At 38.0% G+C, this 12,379-nt stretch carries 7 protein-coding genes and 1 pseudogene; 7 read left to right on the top strand and 1 reads right to left on the bottom strand.

All coding sequences use genetic code 11. The features are described 5' to 3' along the window. A pseudogene (locus PQG54_RS10650) lies at positions 1–2,639 on the bottom strand (hypothetical protein); the annotation flags it as partial. Positions 2,640–2,802: 163 nt separating this feature from the next. On the opposite strand from PQG54_RS10650, the gene PQG54_RS10645 reads away from it, so the two are divergent. From PQG54_RS10645 to PQG54_RS10615, 7 genes are all read left to right on the top strand, one after another. Next, a complete protein-coding gene (locus PQG54_RS10645) occupies positions 2,803–3,471 on the top strand; it encodes a 4'-phosphopantetheinyl transferase family protein (RefSeq protein WP_271790528.1) in 669 nt (222 codons plus the stop codon). A 153-nt stretch (positions 3,472–3,624) separates the two neighbouring features. Then, a complete protein-coding gene (locus tag PQG54_RS10640; protein WP_271790527.1) occupies positions 3,625–5,772 on the top strand; it encodes a TonB-dependent siderophore receptor in 2,148 nt (715 codons plus the stop codon). A 19-nt stretch (positions 5,773–5,791) separates the two neighbouring features. Next, positions 5,792–6,931 carry an ABC transporter substrate-binding protein gene (locus PQG54_RS10635; protein WP_271790526.1) on the top strand — a complete coding sequence of 380 codons (1,140 nt, stop codon included), beginning with the start codon at positions 5,792–5,794 and terminating at the stop codon, positions 6,929–6,931. Next, entirely contained in the window at positions 6,928–7,995 is a 1,068-nt protein-coding gene (locus PQG54_RS10630; protein ID WP_271790525.1) for a FecCD family ABC transporter permease, read from the top strand. Before PQG54_RS10635 ends, PQG54_RS10630 begins: the two co-directional genes overlap by 4 nt. Further along, complete coding sequence (locus tag PQG54_RS10625) at positions 7,992–8,813, top strand: ABC transporter ATP-binding protein (protein ID WP_271790524.1); 822 nt, start codon at positions 7,992–7,994, stop codon at positions 8,811–8,813. The genes PQG54_RS10630 and PQG54_RS10625 overlap by 4 nt, the downstream gene beginning before the upstream one ends. After that, the gene (locus PQG54_RS10620; RefSeq protein WP_271790523.1) at positions 8,806–10,530 is read left to right on the top strand and encodes an ABC transporter ATP-binding protein; all 1,725 of its coding nucleotides are present in this window, start codon (positions 8,806–8,808) and stop codon (positions 10,528–10,530) included. Before PQG54_RS10625 ends, PQG54_RS10620 begins: the two co-directional genes overlap by 8 nt. Then, positions 10,527–12,257: an ABC transporter ATP-binding protein gene (locus tag PQG54_RS10615; protein WP_271790522.1), complete on the top strand. Its 1,731-nt coding sequence runs from the start codon at positions 10,527–10,529 to the stop codon at positions 12,255–12,257. The genes PQG54_RS10620 and PQG54_RS10615 overlap by 4 nt, the downstream gene beginning before the upstream one ends. Positions 12,258–12,379 lie beyond the last annotated feature (122 nt).

The following is a 12,379-nucleotide window of genomic DNA, read 5'->3' as shown; positions in this document are numbered from 1 at the left end:
GTGGGTAATGCATACGTGCTAATTCCAACAGATCTAGGTGCTATAAAACTCCTCGCTTGTATCGGTAAAATACCACCATCTTGTCCAAAATCATCCAAATCATCTGATAAAGTTGTAGGGGTTTGTTTTCCTGTATCATTTGTTGTATTTGTCGAAGGTTGATTTTGGTCAGTAGCGATAAAAGATCTTGATTGGTTTTGATCAATATTAATTTTTGGAGCTGAATCTGTTTCTTCAAATAAAGTAGGATCATTCAATACAGCTAAGAAATCTGTGCCTGAAAGTGAGTCAATCGTGATATCCTGCAATGCTTTACGTGAGTTAAGAAACCCTCCAGTTAATACATTCAGTGGACCAGACCGCGTAACATGATCTGCATCCATCATTAGAGAACCACCAGAGCTTACGGTTGTTCTACCAAGGCTGCCGGAGTTAATATTTAAAATACCGCCTGTGTTAACGGTATTATTCATGACGCTTCCACCATTAACAGCTAAATAACCGTTTATATTAATTACAGTCGTATTAACGCTACCACCAGATACTCTGAAGATACCAGCGGAATTCACTGTTACAGTGTTTGCACTACCACCAGAGCTAACATCGACAGTGCCGTTGTTTAAAATAGTTGTGTTTCTAGCCAAACCACCAGTATAAATGATTTGAGCACCATTATCCACAACAGTACTGCTTGCTACACCACCAGTATAAAGGATTTCTCTGCCACCATTGGTAACAGTTGTTGAAACGCTCGCACCAGAGTAAACATTGAGTGTTCCACCTGGAATAAAGGTAACATTGTCTGTAATGACACCGCCAGCACTGACATTCAATGTTCCACCTGATAAGGTAATAGTGTTTGCTCTTCCCCCGTCATAAATGGTTTGTTGACCACCTGTTAGAATAACGGTGTTTGTTGCTGATCCAAATACACTACTTGTTCCAGAAACAGTTTGTAAACCACCACTATGAATATTTGTACTATTGGCTAAACCACCTTCACCGACATTCATTACACCATTTTGATTAATTGTTGTTCCATATACAACACCAGTCGATAACACCGTTTGAGTGCCGCCGTTATTAATGACAGTATAAAATCCTTGACCACCACTAAAAACATTTTGAGTGCCGGTGCTATTAATAATAGTGGTGTAAGCAGACGCATTATTATAAACATTTTGTACACCACTTGCATTGATAATTGTGGATGTCGTTGATGCATTGTCATAAACGTTTTGCGTACCATTTGCTTGGACAACAGTTGAGGTAGCAGAGCCACCATTGGCTACATTTTCAACAGAATCTTGTCTTACTTTTGTGCCGGTTGTTGTTCCACCAAATGCGACAAGTAACGTTGCTCCACTATATAGATTTGTATTTTTGGCATCACCATATACTTCTTGCGTTCCGCCAGAGCTAACGATTGTATCGGCTGCGGAGCCACCTGCGACGATAAAGCTGGATCCTCCAGCAAAAACCGTTGCAGCGGATGCTACGCCTCCTGAATACACATATTGCTTTCCACCAAGGATCTGTGTGCTGACAGAAGAACCAATAGATGACATTTGTGTAAATCTATTAAAACCAACATCTTCAATACTACCGCTGGAAAGAGAGGCTTGGAATGATAGACCATTATTTGTAGTTGTAATATAACCACCTGAATTGACAGTTGTAAAAAAACCCTTACCACCATCGTGTATATTCTGTACACCACCATTACTTATTTGCGCGGTATAAGCAGACGCATCATTATAAACATTTTGTGTACCACCTTTTATAATGGTTGAGGTTGCTGAACCATTATTATAAATATTTTGTACACCATTAGCGCTCACAACTGTAGCTGTTGCAGAGCCTCGACTATAAACATTTTCAATCGAATTTGATCCGACCTTTGTGCCTGTAGCTGATCCAGCGAATGCTACAAGTAGTGTCCCGCCATTATATAGATTTGTGTTGGTGACATGCCCATATACTTCTTGCGTACCACCATTGCTGATTATAGTATCAACGGCAGAACCACCTGCGACGATAAAACTAGACCCATCAGCAAAAACAGTTGCAGCGGATGCTATACCGCCTGAATATACATATTGTTTCCCTCCATATATTTGTGTGCTGAGAGAAGAGCCAATAGACGACATGTTTGTAAGTCTGTTAAAACCGACATCTTCAACACCGCCACTGTTAAGATAGGCTTGGATAGAGACACCACCTCTTGTGGTTGTCATGTAACCACCTGAATTGATTTGTGTATAAAAAGCGGAACCACCATCATATATCGTTTGGATGCCACTATTATTGACAATAGTTGTGTAAGCTGATCCAACATTGTAAACATTTTGGATACCACCACTATTGACATTTGTTGAGGTTGTGGATGCCCAATTATAAACATTCTGGATACCACCATTGTTAATAATGGTGGTAGCTGCCGAACCACCATTTAAAACATCTTCTTTGCCGCCTTCATGAATGATTGTGCCATAAGTATGTCCAGCGACATTTAATGCTGCCCCATTTAAGATTGAAAAATTAACAGCACTTCCTAAAACTGTAATTAAATCACCATTTGTATTATATGTCTGATTAAATTTAGCTGTTCCAGAAATGATTGTACTGGTTGTTACCATAGTGTAATCCTTTTATTGTTGAAAAAAGTCTCAATTTCTTATAAAAAATAAATTGATTATTGTATAGTAATTATTATTAATAAATAATATGTTTTTGCATTTAAATGAAAAAAATTAGTTTATACGCTTTTATCAATTGACTTAATTATGGTAGAGTTAGGGAATGGTTGATTCTTGGTTTGTTCGTTTAAATGCTTCCGAACCTTTTAGTCCTGAACAGCTTGAGTGGCTTGATGGTTATGAAATAGAACGCTATTTACTTATTAAAGATGAAACTAAGGCAAAGCGATTTGCTGCTGCTCATATAGCTTTACGTCAGATTTTAGGTAACTATCTAAATGTTCGACCTTTTGATATAGAATTTTATTCAAATCAATATGGAAAACCTTTTATTAATGGTGGTCCTGCATTTTCTTTAAGCCGTAGTAGTGATGGTATATTAATTGCTATCTCAGCAAGGGGAACTATTGGTGCGGATCTTGAACGAATAAAAACCGTTGATTTTCAATCAATTCTTTGTGACATTTGCTCTGACTCAGAATTAAAAAGATTCTCACAATATTCGTATAATCAAATAGATTGGTTACGTTTTTGGGTTCGTAAAGAGGCGGCCGTGAAAGCTATAGGCACAGGTTTACAGTCACTGAGTGATGTAGCTATTCCATTTTATAGTAAAAAATCAGACTATTTCAGGGTAACTTTACGACAAAATGGGAATCTTAAATTTTGGTATCTTTATGACCTAGATATCCCTTATGGATTTATGGGTAGTATTGTTACGAACCAAGCACGAATAGTGAAACCAATAAAGATAGTTGATATTTTCTCTTGAGAAATGAAACTATGTCATATATGTGTTTTTAGCTAAAGAAAAAGTCTTGTAAGCTAAAGTCATCTCTATTGTTAAAGATAACCTTCCCATATCATATTAATAATGATTTTCATTATCAATCTGAATATGGTGCTTACTTAAGGTTTATACAAGATGGGTTTCAAGCAAAGAATTATTGTTTCTTTGGTATATGCAATAAATATTGCTTATTTTTTAGATGGCTACCAGAGTTTTGCACAAGAAAAAGATTCAGATCCAGTTACTGAAACAATTGTGGTACGTGGCGAACGTGTGAATGGACCAGTGCATGGATATGTAGCCAAACAAAGTTCAACAGCAAGTAAGACTGAAACATCAATTCTTAAAATACCACAATCAATCAGTGTAGTTGGTCGCGAAGAAATGGATGATCGGAATGTGCAAACCACGACGCAAGCGCTACAATATGTCCCAGGTGTTTTTGCTTCTACCTCAGCAGCTTCACAAAGGTTTGACTATTTTAATATTCGCGGATTTGATGCTACTTTGAATGGTGCATTATTGGATGGTCTTCGTTCAACAACGGCACAATCTTATGCTCGTTATCAGCCTTTTGGTATGGAACGCATTGAGGTGTTACGTGGCCCTAGTGGGTTTCTCTATGGTATTGGATCTCCTGGTGGTGTTGTCAATGCCATTAGTAAACAACCAACAAAAGAAAAAATCCGAGAAGTTGGTGTTAATGGAGGGAGTTATGGTCGTATACAAGGTGAAGCGGATTTTTCTGGTCCGATCGATAAAGATAAAACATTGCTTTATCGAGTAGTCGGTGTGATCAGAAAAAGTGGTACTCAGTTTAGATATGTTCCAGATAATACGGGATATATTGCCCCTTCTTTTTCTTGGAAACCTGATTCCAATACATCTCTAACAATTTTATCCTCATTTAGTCGTGATGAATTTGGACCGCCCCGACCCTTCTTGCCAATTTATGGAACGATTTTATCCAATCCAAATGGGAAATTAAAACGCAATCTTTATCTCGATGGTCGGCATTTAGACAATCATATGACTCAAATGGGCTTAGGATATATTTTCGATCATCGGTTTGATGATACATGGTCCATTCATTCAGCCAGCCGTTATACTTATAATGATTTGTTGACACAAACATTGTCTGGGATGTCACTTGCGAGTGATATGCGAACCCTTAATCGTGCGGCTTATGAATTTAGAATTACAGGTCGTGTTTTTTCAATGGATAATTATGGAAAAGCGGAATGGGGTATTGGTGATATTGTAAAGGCAACTTCTATTTTAGGAACTTCTTGGCGTAATCTTGGTGAGGATTATTCTTTAGATTTTGGCAGGGCCAGTTCTATTGATATTTATCATCCAACCTATGGCGCAGGGTTTAGTGCACCAACGCCTTTTACGAAAACATATCAAAAGGCAAACGAAGTTGGGGTTTACACAGCTCATACATTAACATTTGTTAAACATTTAGTTCTTAATTTTGATGCCCGTCAAGACTGGGCAATGGTGGATACACGTAATAAATTATCTAGAGCAACCACAAGTCAAAATGATAACAAATTTACCTACCTTACAGGCTTAACATATGTGACAGACTTTGGTGCAGCACCTTATTTCAGTTATACAACTTCTTTTGCCCCAACTCTTGGAACAGATTTTTATGGAAATACTTTTAAACCAACTGAGGGAAAACAAATCGAAGCAGGTATAAAATATAAACCCAATCATTTTGATGCTTTATTTACCTTTGCTTGGTTCCGTATCGATCAAACCAATGTTAAAACGACCGATCCAAACAATATACAAAACTCCATTCAAACAGGGGAAGTCCGCTCTCAAGGGGTTGAATTATCAGCCGTTGCTAACATTACTTCTGATTTTAAAGTGCTGGCAAATTATACTTACAATGATCTTTCAACAACGAAAACTACCGTTCCTGGTGCATTGCATAAAGTACCAACAGGACTACCACAACATATGGCTTCTTTTTGGGGCGATTACACGCTCAGTAAAGGAAAGTTAGCGGGTCTTGGTCTTGGCTTTGGTATGCGTTATATCGGCAAAACTTATGCTAATACATTAAATACCATCAAAGTTCCTGACTTTACCTTATTCGACATGGCAGCTCACTATAATTTCAAAAAACTAATTTCGAATAATGGCTTGAGACTGGATGTTAATCTGAATAACATGTTTAATAAACGTTATTATTCCACATGTTCTGCATCATCATGTAACGAAGGTTTTGGTCGCACGGTGATGGCAAATCTCACGTATCGTTGGTAATCAAGGAATGACCATTTTTATGAATAACTTTTACTTTCCAATCATCTCTAAACGTTTATTTTTAATACTCGTCTTATCAATATCCATATTTGGTAGCATTACTCTGTGTAATGCACAAACGAGTAAAGATACTTCTATTACAGTAACGGATATGTTGGGCCGAAAAGTAACTTTACCAGCACCTGCAAAGCGTATTGTTCTGTCTGAAAGTCGTCATGTTTTGACATTAGCTCTACTTGACAAAGACCCTTTATCGCGTGTGGTCGGATGGGGAAATGATCTTCAAAAATACTCGCCTGAATTATTTAATGCACTTCGCAAGAAATTTCCAAAAGCAAACGATATTCCAAATGTTGGTGGATTAACAAATAGATCCTTTTCAATGGAGGCTGTGATTGCTGCAAAACCAGATCTAGTTATTTTTACGTTATATGGTCCTATTCCAGATGGTATAGAAAAGCTTGATAAGGCCGGTATTCCGTATGTATTTGTAGATTTCTTTCGTGATCCTCTTAAAAAAACCGTTCCAAGTATGTTGATGCTTGGCAAATTATTAGATCGTGAAAAAGAAGCAAACTCTTTTGTGTCATATTATGAACAGCATATGAGGAATATTGCTGAGCTTGTCAAAAATACCAAACAACTAAAGGTTTTATTCCATCTTAATCCGGATGGTAAAGATTGTTGTTTCAGCTCTGGTCACGGAAATATGAGCGATTTTATCGCTGCTGCTGGTGGAAAGAGCATTGGTATGGATAAAATCCCAGGGTCTGCAGGAAAATTGAGCTTGGAATATATTATTGCTCGTGATCCAGATTTTTATTTAGTTGGTGGCGGTTCTACAGCTGCGTTGAATGGTTTGAAAATCGGACCTTCTATTTCAAAAGAACAGGCCGAAGCATCCATGACAAGCGTTATGCAGGCTCCTGGGGTTTCCAACCTACGTGCTGTTCGTGAAAATAAGGCAGGTGGTGTTTGGCTGTTTTTCTTTGATACACCGCTGTTTTTTGTAGGGGTTGAGGAAATGGCTAAAATGTTTCATCCTAATGAGTTAAACGACGTTGATCCAGATAAAACATTAACTGAGTTGAACAAGCAATTTATGGCTTTTCCTTTGGAAGGAACCTTTTGGGTCAACAAGGAGAGCAGCAGCCAATGATACAAAAAGTTGTTCCAGTTGAGTCGTCTCGTCAAAGGGTCGTAGCAGAATATCATCATACTATTCACAAAAGAATTATATGGATTATCGGTCTTATTCTGTTGCTATTGATTGGCATAGTTGTAGACGTGATGACTGGACCAGCGGGGCTATCATTAAAAGAGATATTTCAGGGGCTTATTCATATTCATGATCCACATAATACATTAAGCGTTATTATGTGGAATATTCGCCTACCCACGGCATTATTTGCAGTGATGATTGGTGCCAGCTTAAGCTTGGCTGGTGCAGAAATGCAAACAATCTTATCCAATCCATTAGCTAGCCCATTTACACTTGGTGTCTCATCGGCTGCGGCCTTTGGTGCTGCACTTGCAATTGTATTGGGAATAACATTACCTTTCGTTCCCAAAAGCATAGCGGTTCCAGTTAATGCGTTTATTATGTCTTTTGGCGCGGTACTCCTTATTCAAGCCTTTGCAATTATTCAACGTGGACCGACATCACTCATTTTATTTGGAATTGCACTTGTTTTTGGATTTAATGCGCTTGTTGCTGTGATTCAATTTATTGCACCCGCTGATTCTTTACAGCAGCTTGTGTTTTGGACGATGGGTGGACTAGATCGTGCGGACGGGTCTTCGTTAATAGCATTAGTCATTACGCTTGCAATTATTATTCCATTTTCAATGAAAGCAGCAATGTCATTAACATTGCTTTCTTTAGGGGAGGAACGCGCAAGTAGTCTTGGGGTCAATATTCGTAGACTACGCTTTGGATGTCTTTTTAGAACAAGCATTCTCGCTGCTGTATCTGTTGCTTTTGCTGGCACGATTGGATTTATTGGGCTTGTTGGTCCTCATATTGCAAGATTGATTGTTGGTGAAGATCATCGGTTCTTTCTGCCAGCTGCTCTTTTATCTGGTGCTATTATTATGTCGTTTGCCAGTATTTTATCAAAAATAGTTATTCCTGGTGTTTTGTTACCTATTGGTATTGTTACTTCTTTAATAGGGTTACCCTGCTTCATATTCTTTTTAATTGCAGGAAAGTTTGTGCGATGAAATCAAATTCATCTTCTTTGTCTGTTCGCGGATTAAACGTGCATTATGGTCATGAAAAAATCATTAATGGGATTGATTTACTGGATATTCAATCAGGCAAATTAACAGTTCTTGCGGGGTCAAATGGTGCCGGGAAGTCAACGATTTTACGTGCAATAGCTGGATTGATCCGCGCAAGGGGATCGATAGAATGGGAGGGGAAAGATTTAATGACAATGAGCACAAATGAGAGGGCAAAAATCGTAGGGTTTATGCCGCAATCGATTTCGGCCACCTATGGATTAACAGTGCTTGAAAGTGTCATTATTGCTTCACAAACTTTAACGCCGGTAATTGGGACGACTAAACATGAAGATCAAGCTTTATCAACATTAGAAAGGGTTGGTATTATCGATCTAGCGATGAAACATTTAGGGGGATTGTCAGGCGGGCAAAGGCAGCTTGCCAGTCTTGCTCAATCGCTTGTTCGTAATCCCAAGATTTTATTATTAGACGAACCAACCAGTGCCCTTGATTTAAGGCATCAAATAGAAGTCATGGCTTTGTTAAAATCTGTGGCTTCGTCTGGATGTATTGTGATCGTTGTTTTGCATGATTTGATGCTGGCATCCAATTGGGCGGATCATCTTATTTTTCTTCATGAAGGACACATTGTTGGTGCGGGAGAACCTAAAGCTGTTTTAACCTCTAATTTACTTGAAAAAATTTATGGTGTGAAAGCAAGCATAGCGCGCACAAAGCAAGGGACAGAGCATCTTGTCATCCATAAGTTATCAACTAATATGATGTTAAAAGAAGGGGAATATTACAATGGGTAAATATAATATCCAAGCCCTTCACCTTCAAACAAAAATTCGTGGGCAGTTGTTTGTTAATATTTTAGTTAATTTAGCTATTACCGCCTGTTATATTATACAAAGCATATTATTAGCATGGATTGTGGCACAATTATTCATTCAAAAGAAGACTGATATTTCCATTCCACTAATCATGTTAATTGCCGTTGTTATTTTAAGATCTTTTTTCCTTTGGATAGCCGAGATTGCTTCACAAAAAACAGCACAAGCTACAAAACAAGAATTACGAAAAAAACTTTTAACACGTCTATTTGAATTGGGTCCTAGTATTACATTACGCAAAGAAACAGGGGATATTCAAACGATAATTATCAATGGTGTTGAAGCGCTTGAATCTTATTATAGTCGTTATATACCAGCAATTATTGGTGCGTTTCTGGGATCAGGTGGGGTTTTAATTATCCTTGTAGTAGTAGATTGGCCTTCAGCAATTTTACTGTCAATATTTGTTATTGCATTCCCTGTCATTGATCGTCTGTGGATGCGCTGGCAAATGCCAGAAATATCTGGTGTATTTGCCGCTATGGGTGCTTTTGGAAATTATATGCTCGATAGCCTTCAAGGGATTATCATTTTAAAAGCATTTGGTGTTTCTGGACAACGCAGAAAGAGATTAGCTGAACGTACAGAAAATCTTAAACACGTATCAATGGAAACAATTAAGGTTACATTGATGAGAACAGGATTAACAAGCCTGATAACTTTTTCGGGGATTGCATTGGTTATAGTTATTAATAGCTATAGAGTAACAATTGGTGACATTACCCCATTGGCGTTATTAATTTTCTTATTTTTAGCTCGTGAAGCCTTTCGCCCTCTAGATCGTCTAGAAAAGGAGTTTAGTATCACTTGGGCTGCAAATGGGGCAATCCCGCCGATGGTTGAATTTTTAAACATGGATATTTTAGTAAACAATCCTACTCAACCTGTCACGCTTCCACAACATTATCCAATTGAATTCAAGCATGTGAATTTTACCTATCCAAACTCTAATGAACCAGCATTAAATGAGCTTTGCTTTACAATTAAGGAGCATGAAACGGTCGCTCTTGTAGGGGTATCAGGTTCTGGGAAAACTACTATTACGAATTTGTTACAGCGTTTTTTTGATGTTGATAATGGAGAAATTTTTATTGGAGATATTGATATCAGAAATATGTTACTTGATGATTTACATTCGTTAATTAGTGTTGTTTCACAAGATATATTTCTTTTTCATGGAACGATCGCCGAAAATTTGAGGCTAGCGAAACCTGATGCCTCAGAGCAAGAGTTGCATCATGTTGCAACTGCTGCACGTATTGACGGGTTTATTGAAAAATTACCCCAAGGATATGAAACGATGGTTGGTGAACGAGGGGCAAACTTATCGGGTGGGCAGCGTCAACGTATTGCTATTGCACGTGCATTATTAAAAAATTCACCCATTCTTATTTTAGATGAAGCAACTTCTAATCTTGACCCTGAAAATGAAAAAGCTATTCAGGAATCTTTGAATACACTGACACAGGGACGTACAACGCTTATCATTGCGCATCGTTTATCTACCATTCAACATGTTAATCAAATCTTAGTTTTTGAAAATGGAAAATTGGTCGAACAAGGTTCCCCTTCTGAACTTGCACAATATAGTGCTATCTATGCACGGCTGCTTTCCTTAGAAAGTCAAACCTTATGAGTAATAAAAATATTTTGGGATTAATCCCTCTTTTAAAAGGACAATATTCCCTACTGATATTAACTATTATCTCTGGAATTATCTCACAAGGTGCAACACTTGCAACTCTCGCAATGGGTGGATGGATTGTTGGTAAGGCAATTGCAGGAAGTTTGTGGCAAGATCTTGTAACTCATTGTGTTTGTTTTGCTGTAATTGTTATGATTGTTGCTGCTTCACGTTGGTGGCAAGCACATATCTCGCATAAATTGGCTTTTACTTTGATCGAAAAACTCAGACTTGGGATTTATGATGGAATAGAAAGATCAGCCCCTAATGCTATTTTAGGAAAGCGTATTGGAGAGTTGGCATCGGTTGCAACTGCTGATGCTGAATTAATGGAGCATTTTTACGCTCATACTGTTGCTGATTATGTTGGTGCTGTTTTTATTCCTTTCATAGCATTATGTATTTTATTTACAATACATCCATTACTGACAGTTACGCTGGTGCCATTTTTAATATTTGTTGGCATTATTCCTTATTGGTTAGGTGTTAAAGCTCACAATCAAGGTAAAATTGTGATGGATAAATTAGGAGAGCTGAATGCAGAAACCGTTGAAGTTATTCAAGGGCAAAAAGACATCATTATTTTTGGGAGAACTAAAGAGATATTTAATCGATTAATGACACTTTCCAAAGCGTTAATTTCTGCACAATCTCATTATGGTAGAAGAGTTGGGATGGAGCAAGCAATGATTGATAGTGCAACTGCGCTTGGGATCATTTGTGTTACTTGGGTGGGAAGTCTCTTAATGGCTGATGGATTGTTGCCATTATCGCTTCTTCCTTTGGCTATTATGTTGGCAGGAGGAGCGCTGGCACCTATTGTTGAAGTCACACAAACAGCTAGGAAATTGGGGGAATTAAAGGCTGGGGCCTCTCGTATTTTAACGATCTTCCATCAGAAACATCAGATTATCGATAAAGGAACCGCACCAGCACCGACAGAAACTTCGATTTGCTTTGATAATGTTAGCTTTGGTTATGGTAATGATAGAGGTAATGTTTTGACCCAGCTCGACTTTATGATTTCGCCAGGTGAAACCGTAGCGCTTGTTGGGTATTCTGGTGCGGGCAAAAGTACTGCAATTAATCTGTTATTGCGTTTTTGTGATGTGACCGAGGGAGCTATACGAATAGGTGGGCGTGATTTACGTGATTTACCAGTCGCAATCCTTCGGCAGTTAATTGCTTATGTACCTCAAGACATTCATCTGTTTAACGAGAGCATAATTGATAATATTCGTCTGGGTAAGCCTGAGGCTTCGTTAGAAGAGGTTAAAAAAGCGTCCAAACAAGCACAAGCGCATGATTTTATTGTATCTTTTCCCAAAGGATACGATACAATATGTGGGGAGGCTGGTTCACGTCTTTCAGGGGGGCAAAAGCAACGTATTGCTATCGCACGTGCGTTGTTGATGCAGTCCCCAATCTTACTTCTTGATGAGGCATCTTCTCGGCTAGATAATGAAAATGAACATGCGTTTCAAAAAACATTATCCACGATAAGTCATCGCTGCACCATTATTCTAATTTCTCATCGTGTTTCTACGATGCAGGCGGTCGATCGTATTTTATTAATGGATAATGGAAAAATTGTTGCGCAAGGAAAGCATAAAGAACTGCTTTTATCTCAAGGAATATATGCAAAATTGATTGCATCAAGTAAAAAAACACAATTATGACAATAGAGTGAATGGTATATGTTAAAAAATAATAAGATATGCTACTAAGTAATATTTCGGAAATCTAATTATAAAGAGTTATTTATATTTAGCTGGAGCGTTATTAATTTTTACTATTACTC

The organism is Commensalibacter communis (assembly GCF_947179015.1).
Lineage (GTDB): Bacteria > Pseudomonadota > Alphaproteobacteria > Acetobacterales > Acetobacteraceae > Commensalibacter > Commensalibacter communis.
The sequence above is the reverse complement of the archived record's forward strand: the minus strand, read 5'-3'. Positions and strand labels throughout refer to the sequence as shown.